Annotated in this window: 15 protein-coding genes; 5 read left to right on the top strand and 10 right to left on the bottom strand. The window is 45.1% G+C overall.

All coding sequences use genetic code 11. The features are described 5' to 3' along the window. Window positions 1–9 precede the first annotated feature (9 nt). From F551_RS0107020 to F551_RS0107010, 3 genes are read left to right on the top strand one after another with little or no spacing between them, the layout of a single operon-like run. Window positions 10–1,593: an FAD-binding oxidoreductase gene (locus F551_RS0107020; protein WP_018996787.1), complete on the top strand. Its 1,584-nt coding sequence runs from the start codon at window positions 10–12 to the stop codon at window positions 1,591–1,593. A gap of 1 nt (window position 1,594) precedes the next feature. Continuing rightward, on the top strand, window positions 1,595–3,013 hold the full coding sequence (locus F551_RS0107015; protein WP_018996786.1) for an aldehyde dehydrogenase family protein: 1,419 nt from the start codon (window positions 1,595–1,597) through the stop codon (window positions 3,011–3,013). 1 nt (window position 3,014) lies between these two features. After that, window positions 3,015–3,800 (top strand): enoyl-CoA hydratase/isomerase family protein, encoded by a 786-nt coding sequence (locus tag F551_RS0107010; protein ID WP_018996785.1) that lies wholly within the window; start codon window positions 3,015–3,017, stop codon window positions 3,798–3,800. A 35-nt stretch (window positions 3,801–3,835) separates the two neighbouring features. Here the strand turns inward: F551_RS0107010 and F551_RS0107005 are convergent, their stop codons facing one another. The 4 genes from F551_RS0107005 to F551_RS16415 are packed head-to-tail and all read right to left on the bottom strand — an operon-like array spanning window position 3,836 to window position 9,185. Further along, window positions 3,836–5,113 carry an amidase gene (locus F551_RS0107005; RefSeq protein WP_018996784.1) on the bottom strand — a complete coding sequence of 426 codons (1,278 nt, stop codon included), beginning with the start codon at window positions 5,111–5,113 and terminating at the stop codon, window positions 3,836–3,838. Then, window positions 5,113–6,504: a phenylacetate--CoA ligase family protein gene (locus tag F551_RS0107000; protein WP_018996783.1), complete on the bottom strand. Its 1,392-nt coding sequence runs from the start codon at window positions 6,502–6,504 to the stop codon at window positions 5,113–5,115. The genes F551_RS0107005 and F551_RS0107000 overlap by 1 nt, the downstream gene beginning before the upstream one ends. Beyond that, the gene (locus F551_RS0106995; RefSeq protein ID WP_018996782.1) at window positions 6,505–7,878 is read right to left on the bottom strand and encodes an MmgE/PrpD family protein; all 1,374 of its coding nucleotides are present in this window, start codon (window positions 7,876–7,878) and stop codon (window positions 6,505–6,507) included. It lies immediately after the preceding gene. Beyond that, complete coding sequence (locus tag F551_RS16415) at window positions 7,875–9,185, bottom strand: MmgE/PrpD family protein (protein WP_155825827.1); 1,311 nt, start codon at window positions 9,183–9,185, stop codon at window positions 7,875–7,877. Before F551_RS16415 ends, F551_RS0106995 begins: the two co-directional genes overlap by 4 nt. Window positions 9,186–9,249: 64 nt before the next feature. Here F551_RS16415 and F551_RS16410 point away from each other — a divergent pair, with 64 nt between their 5' ends. Both F551_RS16410 and F551_RS16405 read left to right on the top strand, forming a co-directional pair. Continuing rightward, entirely contained in the window at window positions 9,250–10,515 is a 1,266-nt protein-coding gene (locus F551_RS16410; protein WP_018996780.1) for an acetyl-CoA hydrolase/transferase family protein, read from the top strand. 3 nt (window positions 10,516–10,518) lie between these two features. Further along, window positions 10,519–11,238: a GntR family transcriptional regulator gene (locus F551_RS16405; protein WP_018996779.1), complete on the top strand. Its 720-nt coding sequence runs from the start codon at window positions 10,519–10,521 to the stop codon at window positions 11,236–11,238. Here F551_RS16405 and F551_RS16400 read toward each other — a convergent pair. The 6 genes from F551_RS16400 to F551_RS0106950 form a co-directional block, all read right to left on the bottom strand. Continuing rightward, window positions 11,235–12,344, bottom strand: a complete 1,110-nt coding sequence (locus tag F551_RS16400; protein ID WP_018996778.1) for a VOC family protein — start codon at window positions 12,342–12,344, stop codon at window positions 11,235–11,237. The two genes, F551_RS16405 and F551_RS16400, sit on opposite strands and share 4 nt — an antisense overlap. Continuing rightward, window positions 12,344–13,519 carry a VOC family protein gene (locus F551_RS0106970; protein ID WP_018996777.1) on the bottom strand — a complete coding sequence of 392 codons (1,176 nt, stop codon included), beginning with the start codon at window positions 13,517–13,519 and terminating at the stop codon, window positions 12,344–12,346. Before F551_RS0106970 ends, F551_RS16400 begins: the two co-directional genes overlap by 1 nt. Window positions 13,520–13,559: 40 nt before the next feature. Beyond that, window positions 13,560–14,678 carry a hypothetical protein gene (locus F551_RS0106965; protein ID WP_026296700.1) on the bottom strand — a complete coding sequence of 373 codons (1,119 nt, stop codon included), beginning with the start codon at window positions 14,676–14,678 and terminating at the stop codon, window positions 13,560–13,562. 68 nt (window positions 14,679–14,746) lie between these two features. Then, a complete protein-coding gene (locus F551_RS0106960; protein WP_018996775.1) occupies window positions 14,747–15,916 on the bottom strand; it encodes a CaiB/BaiF CoA transferase family protein in 1,170 nt (389 codons plus the stop codon). Beyond that, on the bottom strand, window positions 15,916–17,058 hold the full coding sequence (locus tag F551_RS0106955; protein ID WP_018996774.1) for a CaiB/BaiF CoA transferase family protein: 1,143 nt from the start codon (window positions 17,056–17,058) through the stop codon (window positions 15,916–15,918). Before F551_RS0106955 ends, F551_RS0106960 begins: the two co-directional genes overlap by 1 nt. A 28-nt stretch (window positions 17,059–17,086) precedes the next feature. Continuing rightward, window positions 17,087–18,277, bottom strand: coding sequence for an acyl-CoA dehydrogenase family protein (locus F551_RS0106950; RefSeq protein WP_018996773.1), 1,191 nt, complete (start codon window positions 18,275–18,277; stop codon window positions 17,087–17,089). Between the last annotated feature and the right edge of the window lie 6 nt (window positions 18,278–18,283).

Here is an 18,283-nt window from a genome sequence, read left to right as displayed (position 1 = left end):
GTACAGACTATGCAAACAAACATTCAAAATTCTTCTATTCCAGAGTCTGTTTTGGGCCAACTCAAATCACTTGGATGCGCAACCGATCCTAAGACTTGCGAATTCATGAGTCAGGACATTTGGACAAAAGGTGCAACTGCATCTTTTGTCGCCACTCCTGAAACGATCGAACAATTACAACAAATTATCAAAATAGCTTTTGAAAACGATATTGCCTTAAACCCACGCGGTGCAGGTATGTCTTATACAAAAGGCTACATCCCGGACCGTGAAAATGTAGGGATTTTAGATTATTCCAAACTGAACAAAATCACCGAAATCAATGCCGATGATATGTATGTTACCGCTCAATCAGGTACAACTTGGCTTCAACTTGATGAAGCTTTGAAACCACTTGGGCTACGCACACCTTTTTGGGGGCCACTCTCAGGCATTACTTCGACACTTGGTGGCGGACTTTCACAAAACAATGCCTTCTTTGGTGCAGGTACTCATGGTCCTTCTACGGAAAGCGTTACAGCACTAACAGTCATCCTTGCAGATGGAACTCTAGTTAAAACAGCAACTTCTGGAACCGAAAACGGGTCTCCATTTTGGAGACATTATGGTCCTGATCTCACAGGTCTATTTCTTGGAGACGCAGGAGCACTCGCACACAAAGCCGAAGTCACATTACGACTCATTCCAAGACCTGAATTTGAAGATTGGGCAAGCTTTGAGTTTTCTTCACAAGATGAGTGTGCACGCGCTACTGCCGCAGTGTCCCGCCAAAACATTGCTTGTGAAGTATTTGGGTTTGATCCTAATTTGACCAAAATCCGATTGAAACGTGCCTCTTTGGTAGCAGATGTCAAAACACTCGGGAATGTCATTAAAGGACAAGGATCTCTTCTTAAAGGATTGAAAGAAGGTGCTAAGATTGCAATGGCGGGCCGTGGCTTTGTTGAGGACAATGCCTGGTCTCTGCATATAGTTTGTGAAGGACGCTCTGCTGAAGGCGTAAAGGCCGACATCGACCGGTTAAAGAAAATCATTTCAGACGAAGGTGGATCTGAAACAGAAAACTCTATTCCAAAAATCATTCGATCCAATCCCTTTACACCGTTAAACAACATTCTTGGCCCTGAAGGTGAAAGATGGGTTCCGGTGCACGGTATTGTTCCAATGTCTAAAGCTGAAGCCATTTGGAAAGAGATTGCGCAATTATTTGAGTCTAAGGCCGCCGACTTTAAAAAGCACGAAATTGAAACCGGATATTTGATCACAACTCTATCTACAAATGGATTTCTCATCGAACCTGTTTTCATCTGGCCTGACGAGTTATTCCCAATTCACGAGGCGACAGTAGAAGCGAGCACACTGAAGCACGCCAAGCCATATGGCGTGCGCGAAGAAGGCAATAAACTGGTCGCCGACACGCGTGCCGCAGTGATCGATATTTTCCAGAAACACGGTGCAGCCCACTTCCAAATCGGACGCACATACCCTTACAGCGAAAACCGCGATGCAGATTCACAGACGTTGTTGAAGCAGATCAAAGCTATTGTTGATCCAAAAAACAACATCAATCCAGGCTCACTAGGACTAGGATAACATGTCAAACACACTTCAAGTCAGAAACCCTAGAACTGGCGAATATGATTATTCAATCCAATCTGCTTCCGAAGAAGTTATTGCATCAGTCGCGAGCAAATTACGCCAAAGCCAATCGAATTGGGCTCAGCTAGCCCTTTCCGAACGAGCAGATGCATTGAAAATATTCGCTGAATTGTTGATCGCAAATAAAGTCGATATTGCTGCAGCTTTAGAGAAAGATACTGGGCGACGAAAAATTGCAGCACTCGAAGTAGATGCGGTAGCCGGCTCAATTATGGCTTGGTTGGGACAAGTTGAAAGCCTATTACCTAAAGGGTGGACAAAGGGCATTTCTAATCCAGCCCTACAGCATGCTCCGCAGTTTATTCCATATCAGCTTGTTGGGGTAATCTCGCCTTGGAATTTTCCAATGGTCCTTTCAATGATTGATACCGTTCCCGCACTTCTTGCTGGTTGCTCGGTCATGATCAAACCTTCTGAAGTGACACCGCGTTTTGCAGACGTTTTGAGTAAAGTCATCGATGACAGCCCCCTTAAAAACGTTCTTTCATTTGTTCAAGGTAATGGAATGACGGGCGCAAGTCTAATCAAGAATGTGGACGCAGTTTGTTTTACTGGATCAGTTGCGACAGGTCGCAAGGTGGCGATGGCCGCGGCGGAGCAGATGATCCCTGCCTTCCTCGAGTTAGGCGGAAAAGACCCCCTCATCGTTCTGTCTGGTTCAAATCTTGAGCATGCGACAGATGCCGCGCTTCGTGGCGCAACATTATCAACTGGCCAAGCATGCCAATCCATTGAGCGCGTATACGTACAAAACGATATCCTTGCAGAGTTTACTAACCTTCTTACTCAAAAGGCGAAACAGACTCGCTTAAATTGGCCTGAAATCACTCAAGGTGAAATCGGACCAATCATTTTTGATAAACAAGCAACCATTCTTCAAGACCATATTGACGACGCAGTTGCCAAAGGCGCTGAGATTCTTGCAGGTGGAAAGATTGAAAATCATGGTGGAGGTTTATGGTTAGAGCCAACTGTCATCTCAAATGTCGACCATTCGATGAAGGTCATGACTGATGAAACCTTTGGCCCAATCATTCCAGTAATGGGATTTGAAACAGCTCAGGATGCAATCAAATTCGCGAATGATACAGAATACGGCTTATCTGGAGCTGTCTTTGCCAGCGACCTGAAAGAAGCTCAACGTGTTGGTGTCCATATTGAAGCTGGTGCTATCAGCCTGAATGATGCAGCTCTAACGTCTTTATTTCATGAAGCAGAGAAGCACAGCTTTAAGCTATCTGGAATGGGTGGTTCACGAATGGGAACAGTTGGCTTCCAACGCTTCTTGAGACGTAAAGCGCTTATTGCTAATACTGGTGCGCCTGCACCTATCAGCGCTTTTTCCGAGGACTAAGATGACCAAAACAATTAGACTAGACATTGATGGCCCACTTGCCGAGCTAGTCCTCAATAAACCTGATAAACGAAATGCGTTATCACTGGATATGTGGCAAGCAATTCCGCACCTTGTTTCTGAGGTTGACGCGAACAAATCTGTGAAAGTTCTGATTATTCACGGAGGAGATGCTGGTGCATTTGCGGCTGGGGCAGATATTTCAGAATTTGAAGAAATATATAAAACAGAAGAATCCGCAAAAGAATCAGCTGATGCCATTTCCAATGCATTAAATGCCATCGAGAATTGCTCAAAGCCCACAATCGCTGCAATTGATGGCGCATGTGTCGGTGGCGGTGTGAGTTTAGCCATGACAACTGACTTACGCATTGCTCATGAGAAAGCAAAATTCGGAGTAACACCAGGTAAACTTGGTCTCGTTTATCCAGCTGGTGATACGCGACGTTTACTGGCTGCTGTCGGACCTGGAACAACAAAAGACATCCTGTTTACAGGACGTATTTTCGCGGCAACTGAAGCTTTTCAAATGAAACTGATAGACCGTTTAGAGACCGAGAAAACTGGCCTAGAAGCTGGACGCGAGTTAGCTGATCAAATCTGCAGCCTCTCGCAATGGTCCACGCGTGCAACAAAAAAAATGATTAAAGGCCTTCAATATGAAGGCTGGACGCCATCTTCAAAAGAAGCGCAAGAATTGTTTCTTGCAGGTTTTGCCAACGAAGATTTTAAGGACGGTTTCAAGGCGTTTTTAGAAAAGCGCCCGCCCAACTTCACTTTCTCATAGATACAAAAGGCTCTGAATTTTCAGAGCCTTTTTTTTTATTTGTATGGACTAGGTGGACGCCCACACAATTCTTCAATTTGCTGGGCTACAGCTAAAACGAATGCATCTTCGTTTTCTTTTCCGATGATTTGACAAGATAAAGGGAGCTTATCTTCGGACAAACCAATACACACAGCCGTAGCTGGCAGAGCTGCAAAATTGGCCCATGCAGTGAAATCAGCTTGGTTAGCAGGAACATCATCTTCAAATGAAAACGCTTGTTGGGGAGCCGTTGGTGCAATGACGACATCCACATCATTAAACGTAGCCATCGATGCATCCTTAACAGCAAATATATGCTCATAAGCTTTATCAATTTCTTCTTGTGGTCGCGCAGCACCCCAAGCCATTAATTTTTTGAATAAATCAGAAAATCCATCTGGATTGGTTTTCAATTTCTCTTCATGAATTTTTGCAGCCTCCACTTCAGAAACCAAAAGGCCCGCTCGTCGAGACTTACCGTAACCATATACTGGTGGACTAACTTTCTTCAGTGAAATTGCCGATGCACTTAATTTGCTTTGAAGCCCGTCAAACCCTTTTTGAACTGAAGGTGTAAGAACAACATCGCCTTCTCCTGACCAAATTCCAATCTTGATAGACCGAAGATCAACTTTCGTCTGATCTAAAGAACTCGCACCTAGGACTCGTAAGATTGGGAGCAATTCATCTACGCTTCGTGCATGCGGCCCTACATGATCGAGCGTGTGGGACAAAGCTAAAACGCCTTTATCTGGAACCAGTCCAGTCGTAGGTTTGTGTCCTTGAACGCCGCAATAAGCAGATGGAATTCGAACACTCCCCATAGTGTCAGACCCTAAAGCAAAATCACTAAGTCCTGCTGCTACAACACAACCTGATCCTCCTGAAGATCCACCCGGCGTAAATCCGTGTTTCCAAGGGTTTTGGGTCCGACCAAATGTTTCATTATCTGTTGTCGCACCCAATGCACCTTCATGCATATTTACGACACCTAGAACAACTGCTCCGGCTTTTCTTAACCGAGCTACAGCGACTGCATCTTCTATCGCGATATCATCTTTGTAAGCAGCAATACCTGCGTGATGTGGCAATCCTTTTACGGCGATATTGGCTTTAACCGCGACACACCAACCATCGATATCGGACAACACTCGACCATTTCGAACCCGTTGCTCAGATGCCCGAGCATCCTCTTCTGCTTGCTCCAAACACAAGTGGATATAGACATTGAGTTCGGGATTGAGCGTTTCAATCCGCTTTTTATAGAATTCAAACCGTTCCAATGGGGTCATTAGAAACGCTCATCAATCAGACGTATCGGTTTTTGACGCACTTCTGTCTGGGTCAACTTCGCTAAATCACCTGGACCAGACAATTCGACGCCGCAATCAATCCCGATTTTTTGTTTTAGGAAAGCCTTATACTTAGAGACTTCATTTTCATCTCGCTGACCGCTTACTTCAGCACAAACAATAAACTCATCGCGTCCGGCAGAATCACGTTCAGCACGACAAATGAATTCACCCGCAAAACTATCTATTTCTTCAAGTAAAGGCCCCATAGCCTGAGGGAAAATATTGATACCACGGATTTTCACCATGTTGTCTGACCGTCCAAGGAAACCTTCAATCCGCTTAAAGTTTAACCCCAATGATGAACTATCTGTTTTGACACGTGTTACATCATGCGTATTAAAACGAATGATTGGATAGATATCGTCTTTATACAAGCATGTACAAACCATATCACCTTCTTCGCCATCAGCGACTGGCGCACCTGTATCAATGTTGCAAACTTCCAGATACTGAGCATCTTCCATCACATACAGGCCATTACGATCTGGACCTTCACCCGCGATACAACCAGTGTCACCAACACCATACCAATCATAACATTCAACCCCGCCCCATGATTCAGACAGGCTGTCTTTGTCTTCTCGGCCAAGGTGTCCTGACACCATACGAATGTTTAGGTCTTTTAACGGGTCTATTCCCTGCTCCACAGCAACGCGCGCCAGCTTCTTGATATAATCAGCAAAACCAACAATCACAGTCGCACGAAAGTCTCTCATCAATTCGACTTGTTTGATTGAACGCGTCTCAACACCAGTACCAGCAGACATAAAAATCGCATTCGTCCAGTGAATGACCGACTCACGAACATAGTGTCCACCATTGATCATTCCGTGACCATACACCGAATGAACAACATCATCCGGACGCAGCCCTTGAAAGCGATATAGGCGCCCCAACAATAGATTTTGTGCTTCGCGGCTTTTAGCCCCAAATAAAAGCACTTGAGGCGTACCTGTTGTTCCTGATGTAGTATGAAAAATCACCGGCGGACGCCCCTCAGGGTAACCTTCGAATCCGGCAAAATCACCAATAGGTGGCGTGCGGGCAATGGAATCCATAATGTCTTTTTTATCAAACACGGGAAGTGAATTTAAGGATTCCAAACCTTTTATGTCACCCGCTTCAATTCCAGCATCACCCCATAGCTTTTGATAAAATGGCGTTTTCCATGCACGGTCTACACATCTAGCAAATAGCTTTTCCTGATGCGCACGAATTTCGTCTTTTGACTTCTTTGCAAATTCGACAAAATCATCACCAATAGGGTGATCCTTTTGCAGCTGATCCCAATCAACAGAATTAAAATAAGTATTGTGTGTATCAGCCATTTAGGCCTCCTGTCCGGTCGCAAGTCTGGACAAGCGCGAACTGTCTTCGAGCGTTTCCAGATTGTCTGTCAGTTGAATAAGAATGTCTTCGAGTTTTTGATTGGGTGTTCCCCAACCAAACGCGCAACAAGAACGAAATTTTTGAAAATGTTGTTCTCTTGTCAGCGGAGAAGCTGGAGAACCAAATAGTGCATCAATGCTAGCAGTCTTTTGGCTGCCATTTTTCAGCGTGGCTATTGCTGTTTGTGGAGCGAATGCAGCTGGATCAGGATGCCCATCATCCCTAACACATATTTTTTGTCCCAACTGAAAAGTCTGATGGTCATTCAATGCTTCTTCAGTAAAGTCTTGAAGTGTTACATTGCCAGTTTGCAGCGCTACGGCACCAGAATATTGAAAACATAGACGCGCATAATTAGCTGGCATTTCTTCAATAATCGGACGCCCGACAAGCCTTTCGATTATTGGAGGCGCGTTGAGGACGAGACTATCAAGATTATCAGCAGTGACACCCTGTTCTCTAAGTCCTTGAACTAACTCAATTCCACCTTGTGCTGCCCGTCCAGTTGGAAAAGGTTTGTGACTTACTTGAGCAATACGCCAAATCTTTCCAAGCTCTTGCGTAACTTGCGAAAGGTCGTATTCATCTTCAAATAGTTTGAAATACCCAAACGGACCTTCAAAGCTATTGTGTGGACCTTCCATGCCGACCTCTGCGAGGTCGCACGCCATTATAGAACCGCGGGCACCCGCACCTATCTGTACAGGTAAAGCTGGTTTTCCTTCCACATGCGATTGCATCGTTCCCGAACAAAAAGCCAAAGCGTAACCTAAAGCATTTTTTGTTTGCTCAGTCGTAAAACCTCTGAGTTTTGATATTCCCAGTGTTGCTCCGAAAACTCCAGCATTTGCAGGGCGAAAAAACTTTATAGGGCTAGAAACTGCCACACCTATACTAGCCGCTAAATCCACGGCTACGGCCAAAGCAATAGCCAATTCCCTGCCGGAAACCTTTTCTCTTTGGCTATCAATTTCCGCCATCAAGGCAGCAAGAATGGTTGCCAGAGGGTGCACAACAGCAGGTTCATGTACGCAATCATATTCTTGGCAATGAATTTGGAACCCATTCACAAAAGCAGCATTTGCAGCACTGGTTTTTATGCTGTTATTGCCCCAGATATTTGAACGTCCAGACCCAGCCCATTTGCTCGCAGCCGATCGAATTTTCTCACTCAGCGGAGCGCTTGAACCTGCAATTCCAACACCAATTGAATCTAACAAGAATGTCTTCACAGCACTGAGGGCTTCGGCTGGTAAATCCTCAAACGTCGATGAGATACCATGATCTACAACAGCGTCGATAAATTGAGTCATGGCATCACCTCATTCATATGTGACACAATATTTTGACAACTAAGACTTTCATCACACTGAAGAAAATAAGATACAAATTGGGATGCTTGAGATCGATCTACACCACTATATTCGATCAAAGATTTAGCTTTTTCAGACAATTGCTCATTTGAAACAGGGTTTTCTGGGTCTCCCAACGCATCGTTGATAACAACTTTCTGTCCTGCAGTTTCAATCTCTGCACCAAAATGCGCAGGAAAAACGCTATTATACTTGTCTGAATCCTCGACCCGAACTCTATCTCGAACGACCTTAAATTCTTGGCGTTCCAATGCATCCAATTCAAAATCAGCTAATTCTGGTTTTTCTTTTACCCAACAAACTGCAACAGCGTGCTGTAAAGAAAACTTAGCCTCTATCACCGTCTTTGGATTTGGTTTGTCACAAAATTTCAAAGCGTCAGAATAGGACCGGACAATAATCTCATCTGAAAGCTTGTCCGTATCTATAGTTTTATTCAATTCCAGAGCAGCATCTATGGTTGCGTGCGCATGCCGACATGCTGGCCATGGCTTGAAACTTACCTCGTTGATCAACCAATTTGCGTCATATTCGGCAAGTACCTCTTCAGGGTTACCATCCTTACACATCGCTTTAAAAAAGCCCTGCTCACCTTCAATAATGCTCAAAGGCCCAACAACACCTGCTTTAGCTAGCTGTGCTGCTTCCACACCAATTCTAGCTGCATTTGCGGTATGTAATTGTTTTCCCATGCTTTGGGGCTCGTGCCTTGTCTGCCATAAACCTGCAGATAAACTGATGGCATGCGCCAACGCATGTGCTGATTGCCCACTGTTCAATTTCAATATTGACGAACAAGCTGCCGCAGCTCCGATTGGTCCGCATGTTCCGGTGTTATGCCAAATAGAGTAATGGTGCGATCCAACGGCTCTTCCCAGACGAATTGTCGCCTCATATCCACGCACAACTGCTTGCAACATTTCTCGTAACGTACAATTTCGTTTAGCAGCTAACGATAAAACTGCAGGAATGATACTGGGCCCAGGATGTAGCAACGCTCTTTTATCGACATCGTCCATTTCCAGAATGTTTCCCAAGCTTCCCCAATAGAAAGCTTCGCCGACTGCACCGTTATCGAAGACCGCTGCAAAAGCGCGTCCTGTTGCTGTCTGGCTTCCTGCAATACAACACCCCATCCAATCCAAAACATGCAATCGAGCACGATCCAAGGCTGCATCTTCCACTGATCTTTCAGTGATCTGAACCAAACTTTCTAACATAGACGTATTTTTTAATTGTCCGGACATATTAACGTGCTAACATATAAATAGACTACAAGTGAACCCCAAAACCATATCACAGGTAAAATAAATGATATATCATTTAATTTCTGATGCACTAAAAAATTTTAGAGGCAGCCTCCCTAAAGCCCCACGGCTTTACGTCGCTGGATGCACTGGAGAGCCAATCGAAATTGCTAATTCGCTGAAAGAAAACTCTAATTTTGGTGAAGACGTTACGTTTTTGGGAATATGGATACCTGGGGTAAACAAAACAGACTGGGCCAGCTTACACGCAACTTACAAAGCCGAAACAATCTTTCTCAGTCCGGACCTTAGGGCTTCATTCAATGAAAAAAAGACAAGTTTCTTGCCTTTGACATACGTACAAAGTTGGAAATGGCTAGAAACCACACCTCTGGATGGGGCTATTGTGATGGTAAGCCCACCCGATAAAGATGGAAATGTTAGCTTAGGAGTTTCAGCAGACTTTTCTCAAGTCATTCTTGAGAGAGAAGGTGTTCCAACATTGGCGCTTATAAACCACGCAATGCCAACGTCGAAATCTTCCCCAAAATATCCTCTTTCACGGTTTCACACCGTCACAGAAACAAATACTCCGCTAAACCAGATTCCGTCGATTACTCTTCCCGAAACTTTTGACCGTATTGGGCAACATATCGCTGGGTTGATCAAAGATGGAGACACTCTTCAATTTGGGTTGGGCAATGTTCAACAAGCTGTTCTATCGAATTTAACTAAACATAAAAATCTCAAAATCCATGCAGGCATGATATCTGACCCACTACTAGAATTGGTCAAATCAGATTCACTTTCTTCAGATGAAGATGCGGTTACAACGGGGGTCGCAATTGGAACAGACCAATTATACGATTACCTAAAATCCTCTGAAATAGTGTCTTTCAAGCCAGTATCCTACACCCATGACATTCGCACTTTGGCTAAACTCCCCAATTTAAAAGCAATCAATTCTGCCATTGAAATAGATCTATTCGGTCAAGCAAATGCGGAGTTTATTGGGGGGAAGCAGGTTTCCGGAACAGGTGGACTTGTCGATTTTTTAAGAGGAGCAGCCATTGCACCAAATGGTCGCGGCATTATTGCTTTGGCATCTACAGCCAAAAAAGAAACAATATCGCGGATCGTCCCTCGTCTCCCAGCAGATGCAACATCAATTGCTCGAGCAGACATGGATACAGTTGTAACTGAGCATGGTGTGGCAACGCTAAAAAACAAAACGCTAGAAGAACGCGCTCAAGCACTCATTGGTATTGCAGATCCCGCATTTCGCGATGAGTTACAATTGGCTTGGCAAAATATTCGGAACCAACTCTAAAACATGACCAAAGACACGCTACCCCGTTACAAACAATTGGCCGATTCTCTTCGTTCAAAAATCACATCAGGTGAACTTAACGCCGGTGATGCTTTTCCAACGGAAATGGAAATCTGCGAAACTTACTCTGTCTCACGGCATACTGCTCGGGATGCTCTTCGAATCTTGTCAGAGGAACGCCTGATCCTTCGCCGCCGCCGCGCAGGTACAGTTGTAGCCGATATTAGTGCTCCTGCTTTTGCCCAACCCATAGGAGACTTCGATTCCGTTCTGCAATATGCGCGTGAAGCCAAACTTATCATTTTCGATGATGGACTATGCGATGAATATGGACTTGAACGCCTAAAGCTTCACGGCGACTATATCTGGTTTCAGGGAATAAGAGCAATTGGTGATGAACCACCTCAAGCAATCACTAATGTTGTAATCAGAGCAGATGTTGCCCCGCCGGATCGGAACACTATCAATCAATTGTCTGGTCCGATATCTGAATGGATAGAACAGTCTAAAGGTTTATCAGTTCAGAATGTCAGCCAAACCATGGAAGCTGTGGCCCTTACGACAGAACAAGCAAAGCTATTAGAAGTGAAACCACAAAGCCCAGCGCTTCGTACAATAAGACGGTATTCTGATACAAAAAAGGAGACTTTCCTTGTTTCAGAAAGTCTCCATCCGGCAGGCCGGTTTGCCTACGAAATCAATTTAAATCGTACAAATGGCTAATCGATTACCTGATAAATTTCTATGAGCGCACCATCTGGGGCAGCCATAGAAATTGCCTTGATCTTTCCAACACCAATTAATGACAGCTCAACGACATCAGACGTAAATTCGCCGCCTCTTTCTTTAATTGCCGCAATAGTTTGTTCCAGATCTTCAACTGGCCACCTCGCTACAGATAGTCCGTAATTGTATGCCTTAGCTTTAGATGAAAGATCCACCCCGCTGGCACCCTCGAATTTTACCAATTCTATGGAACCATCATTCACGCCTTGTGGGTGCAATATGTAAACATCGCGAGGGACTTGCGTGGCTGTTTCAAACGGTAGTCCCAACACATTTGGACCAGCAACCTTACTTGCTCCATTGTGCTCAAGGTAGGTCTGCATTCCCAAAACGCCTTCAAAAAACGCTCGAGCAGCATCCATGTCTGTGACCATTTGAGTACAATTGAAAACACGGCTCATCACTTTTAAATTTGGCCACCCCTCAAGAGTTGGCTTTAAACGCTCGATGAACGCAACACGAACCCCATCCGGACCACGCGCAATCCATTCAATAACTTCAAAAGGACCAAAAGTGTACTGGATCGGTTGAGAATCGCCCTGCCATCCTCTGTCGATCATTTTCTCCCGAAGAGCATTTAATCCGGCAACCCGAACGTTAAAATCAAAGTACCCGCCTGTATCCCAAGGTCGATCATCAACGCGGATATAATCTTGTTCGATACCCTCTAACTCAACGAATCGTATCGTTCCTTTGTCAGCACCTATATTTGCAAATACAGTCTCGGTTCCCACTACGTCCTCCGGCATGTTCCAGAGGATTGAGAGTGCAGGATCAATAGGACCGTTCTCACGCTCCTCCCACCCAGCATCAAGGGTTAGAAACGACCTCCAATCATCCAAATTCCTTGTCGTGACAACAAGTTCATTCCAGCCGGATAGCCCTGTTTCTGGACCATCAGGAATCGAAAAATCTTTTTTTTCTTTCACCTGATGCTCGTTGCTTGCCTGCTCGGCTTCCTTCACATCACTGCTGACAGAAGCTTTGTCAGCAGAACATGCGGCTATTCCAAGGCTCAATAAAGAAGCAATCAACAATCGCATTAGTTTGAAACCTCTTCAAAAACCTCTATCAAAAAGTCGTTGCCGGTCAAAAATGTGGCGGCGCGAATTTCCCCATGTAATGGGTCATTGATAACAGTTGGTTCGTGCACAATTGTCGTACCAAATTGCCCAGCATTCTCCATGACCTGATCAAGGTTTGTCACAGGGAATGACCACATCCCAATTCCACGGTTTGGTACACGTGGAGGAGCGTTTCCTTCGATACCTTCAATGTTTTTGAAATCAACAAATAGCATGTGACCACCGGGCCCATACCCTTTGGCAGCTAAAATAGCGAAGCGGAATTCCGAGCCGTTTGGTAGAGCCATGGCTCCATCTTGCCCTGCACTTTTAAACAAACTGTCTCGACGAATTTCCAGCCCAAGCACATCTGTGTAGAACACAAAAAGTTCTTCGGAATTATCGACAACTTGCGCTGAATACCCCGGTCCACCTAAATAGCTATCAGCTTCAATCGCACCAAGCGCTGGCATGTCAACGCGCGTTATACCTACAGCATGAACGAAATCAGGTGCATCGAAAATTGTCTCTTGGATTTCATACATTGAACCATCCAAGCGAGGCACTTCATATATTTCATGCGCGTTTCTAGCACCAAAACCTAGTTCCCGAATTTTCGCATCAAGCTGCGTATTATCCATATTGGGAAAACCCATCGAGAAACCACCATACGAGCGTGAGTCCCATGACGCATGCACATGAGGTGTTTCTTTGTTTAATAGCAAAACACGAATGCTCATTGCCGGGCGTCCATTCACATTCGAATTGGGTCGCGTCAGACTGTATTCTTGCCAGCTAACGTCTTCAGGCACTGCCCACAAGGAACGTTGTTGAGATTTCGTTTCCTCTGATACTTCAAATGGCCCCGTAAGCGTCATCCCCATACCATCGACGTAAAAGCGTTTTGTTCCCTCAAGATCAGTAGTTGAAAGAGTTACTGTTTGCAGAGGTAAAGCAAGTGCATCTGATTTATCACTCTGTGGCGACATTGAATCCAATTTGTGAAAACCTTCGGCAACCTCTGCCGCTGGCTTCGATGCATTAGGATCACCTACAAACCCGCTAACCTCTGGCTCAACCGCCTGTTCTTTCTCACATGCAACCAGCCCCACAAGAGCAACTGACGCTACCAATCCTTTGATAATATTTTTCATTTGATCGTCCTTCCCCGAAAGCCCATTTTGAGGCGTATTTCTAATTGTCTACTTTTTCTAATTTGAATTCAGTTGTCGGTTGAGATTCAAGCTTTGGCTCTTCTAAAATCTGCCAGCTTGATCCATCCGGACCGACAAAGAAGAAACTCTCTTCCCCAAATTCATTTTTCATGAGTTTCGTTGGTTTTAAATCATGATCAGATGCTAACGAGTGCACCATTTCTAGCTTTGGAGTGTAGAGTGTGTGCATAGTAATTCCCAGCTCACCGACACGTTGTTCATCAGATCTATCTCTGACAAATTCAGGATCACGAGCCGTGAAAAACTTCAATTTTCCGCATATATTGTTTGGAGAAACAAACCCGCGATACCAGTGCGCTGTACCTTTGGTCATTTGGAAGACTTCTTGAGGCCCCTTTTGCCAATCTCCATCAAGCACAGGGTCGTTTTCAGATACAAAGCCCAATACATCTTCATAATACTGTGTGACCTCGCCGATATCACCTTTGATTATGAAGTCGTTGTGTGTGATTTCACTCGTTTGCAAATCGGCATTTTCAATTGTTCCATATCCAGGAATGACATAGCCATATCTTTGAAAAAAGATGTGATTAAACTCTTCACCGTGGACAGCCATTTCACGCACACCCACGCGGCGCGTAGAGATGGAATATGCTCCTTCGTCCATGTCATAGAGATCATCATAAACAGGCTGTGTTGAGAAAACAGGAATTTCACTTTCGTTTCTCATATCTTCAAATACGTCGTGAAGGCGAAAGATATCTTTGGTCCGCATCACCGCTATACGTTGTCCGATAGTTTCCGGCGGAGAATAACCAACACCATTCCCCAATGGGGTTTCCCACTCAATTAAGCGCAACAAACCGTGAGTTTCGACATTGCCATTTTGGAGCCGATAGACTTTGGCGGCACTTTCAACTCCATAAAGAGATTTCGCTTGCTTGGAGGACAAATCAACTGTTGCGACCTGCTCAAAGCCAAATTCCCTGAAATACTTAAGAGACTTTTGAGCGTCCGCAACACCAACTACGACCTCATAAACACCAGAAATTCCAGTATCAGGACGATCTTCCGCAACTCCCAATGGTGTTAAGATCAACACCATAATCATGCTGCAAACTAAGCGAATACTGGCCATATACCATTCTCCTTCATTGGAACTTACGAAATGGTATATCTTTTAATGAAAATGAAAAGGTCTTTTAACTAAATAGTTTTCTTGTTTTTCAAATTGGATATTTCTTGAGCATCTAGCCCGATTTCTTTGGCAATTTCCTCACTATCTTCACCAAAAGACGGCACTGAAAGATTCGGCTGAGCCGGCTCGCGCCTAAATTTGATCGGTGGACCAATATGTTTGAACCCATCCGCATCAGTAATCACCATTTGGCGCTCTTGCGTGAATGGATCATCCATTGCTTCAGACAAATTTCGGACCCAAGACCAACAACAATCCACGTTTGAAAGAAACTCTTTCCACTGATTCAACGTTTTAGCTTTGAAAGTTTCTGAGAAAAAATCTCTCAACGGTGCCTGCGCTGGGCCCGGCTCGAGCTTGGCGTATTCCAATAGTTCAGATTTACCGAGAGCCGAAAGAAAGTTTGAAGCAAACTTAACTTCTGATCCGCCGAGTATAATAAATTCGCCATCTGACGTTTCATAAAGATTATACATGGCGCTACCGCCGAAACTTCGCATTTCTTTTGCGATGGGTGCTTTGCCTTCACCCCATGTTGGACCGAGCACATTAGGTGTCCAAGCCAAACAAGCATCATACATAGCAATATCTACATAATCGCCCTTGCCCGTCTCCTTCATGCGGTAAAGCGCCATCATTATACCAGACATTGCCATCAGGGATGCAGTAAGGTCTGCTACCGGCATATTGGGCATAGCGGGTTTATTGTCTTCCAAGCCCCGATTTAGGTCTGCAATTCCAGCCATTCCTTGCACAGTCATGTCATGAGCAGGCTTTAACGCTAGCGAACTATCCTGCCCAAACGCAGAAATCGAACAATAAACAAGCTTTTCATTCATTGCTTTAAGCGTGTCAAAATCAACACCCAAGCGTTTCACGACACCGGGCCTGAAGGCTTCAACGACGACGTCCGCTTCCTTAGCCAATGCATAGAAAAGCTCTCGACCATCATCATCTTTGAGATTCAGTTTCAGGCTACGCTTACCACGCGCAATATTGCGAAACCAAACCGACACACCGTCTTCGGTTTTCTGACCGATAGCTCGCGTAGGTTCACCCAATCCATTCGCAGGTTCAATCATGATTACATCCGCACCATGATCAGCCATCATCATTGTCATGTGAGGTCCGGGTAAGAACGCAGATAGATCTAGAACTTTGAGGCCAGCTAGTTTCATTATTCAATTAACTCGTCTGAATGTTCGCCCATTTTTGGGGCACGCGTAAGGGCTGGTCTTTCCCCATTAACTCTAAAAGGTGAAGACAATGAACGTAAGCCATTCGGTGCATCGGGATGCGCAATGTCAGATGTCATTTCTACGTGTTGAACATAAGGGCTATCCAAAGCTTCAGCGATATCCATCACCGGTGCAAATGGAACATGGCCGCCTAGCACCTCCATCCACTCAGATGTGGAACGCTGCGTCATCACAGCGTCCACTTCCGAAGTAAGCGCCTCAAGGTTTTCTCGCCTTGCTGGGATAGTTGCAAAACGATCATCAGTCTCGAGATGCTTAGCATCAGCAAGATTACACCAGAGTGTCCAAAACTTAGGGGTTTGACACATTAGAAGGCCCCATCCATCGGCCGTCTTCACAGATTGACTCGGCGCGATGGATGGGTGTGCGCCACGTGGTAGCCGTCCCGTTTTATGTTTTTGATTAAGATACCACGTTGCGGGGTAAGAAAGTTGGTGAAGAGCCGTATCAAAGAGGCAGACGTCGACATCACACCCTTCACCAGAACGACTCGCTCCTATTATTCCGGCTAGGAGCGAAGTCGCCATATGGCTGCCTGTATGGAAATCCACCATGGAAAGACCAAAGCGGACGGGAGGACCATCAGGCTCACCAGTCATTGACATAAAGCCAGCCTCGGCCTGCATGAGATAATCATAACCAGGCCAAGCAGCGCGTTCGGACTTACGCCCGTATGCTGATAAATGCGCACAAACAATCTCAGGGTTCACCGCTTTTAATGCTTCATAAGTGAGCCCTAATTTTTTCGGTTGATCTCCCCGAAGATTATTCGCAACAGCATCTGCAGTTCTAACTAATTCTTCAAAGTCAGCTCGTCCTTGCTCAGACTTTAAGTCTAGCGTCACTGATTTTTTTCCGAAGGAAAAAGTCTGATAGAATTCGCTATCCTTATCGCCCAGCATATATGGGCCAACCGAACGTGAAACATCCCCACCACGACCCGCATCTTCAATCTTGATGACTTCTGCGCCAAGGTCAGCAAGCAGCATTGTTCCATATGGACCAGCACCATATTGCTCGACGGATAGAATGCGAATGCCTTCAAGTAGTTTCGTGGTCATAGCAGGACGTTCCGGGTAAAGTTGTGGATTAGATAGGGTTACGTTTGACGAGCTGTTTTGAAATGATGATGCGCTGCATCTCATTAGTGCCCTCACCGATACACATAAGCGGTGCATCACGATAAAGACGCTCGATAGGATATTCTTTTGAATATCCATATCCGCCATGGATACGCATTGCTTCTGTGGCACAATACACAGCAGTTTCAGAAGCGAAATACTTTGCCATTCCAGCTTCCATATCTACACGCTCACCCGCATCGTACAGACGAGCAGCATCCTCAACGAGAAGCTCCGAAGCACGTACTTTTGCAGCCATTTCCCCCAGCTTTAACTGAATTGCTTGGTGTTCACAGATCGGCTTGCCCATAGTCTTACGCGCTTGTGCATAAGCGACTGATTCATCCAAAGCGCGTTTTGCTATACCAACGGACCGAGCAGCAACATTGATGCGGCCAATCTCTAAGCCGCCAGTTGCCATATAGAAGCCTTTTCCTTCTTCACCACCGACGAGGCAAAGTTCAGCATCACATTCGTAATCTTTATAGATCAACTCACCTGAATCGATACCTTTATAGCCAAGCTTCTCTAACTTTTTCCCGTTAGTTACGCCCGGCAAAGACTCGCCCGTTGCTGGGTCTTTAGTCTGGGTGATAAGGATGGACATTCCCTTATAGCGAGGATCAGCGTCTGGGTCTGTTTTCACAAACAGCGCAATACACGACCCTTCAATACAGTTTGTGATCCAAGTTTTTGCGCCCTCAACAACGTATTTATCACCAACACGTGTAGCTTTTGTTTTAATGGCCTGAAGGTCTGTTCCGGCATCTGGTTCTGTTAATCCGAGCGCACCCCGAATTTCACCTGTCGCAAATCGCGGCAACCAATGTTCTTTTTGCTCTTGTGTACCAAATTTTTGAACAATCATAGCCATCATTAGGTGAGAATTAAACACACCAGACAGGCTCATCCATTCAGAAGAAATCAATGTTACAATCTTTGAATAAAGAGTAGCAGACATTCCAAGCCCACCAAACTCCGGTTCTATGAGAGCCCCAAAGAGACCAAGCTCTTTCATGTCTTCTACAAGCTCACGTGGGTACTCGTCGTCATGTTCAAGTTTAGCCGCAACGGGCTTCACTTTTTGATTTAGCCATTTCTCGATAGAATCGAGGATCATGACCTCTTCTTCAGCAGTCATTGCTTCGTTAGACATCATAATCTC

The organism is Hirschia maritima DSM 19733, assembly GCF_000378345.1.
Taxonomy (GTDB): domain Bacteria; phylum Pseudomonadota; class Alphaproteobacteria; order Caulobacterales; family Hyphomonadaceae; genus Hirschia; species Hirschia maritima.
This window is presented reverse-complemented; position numbering and strand designations above follow the sequence as displayed.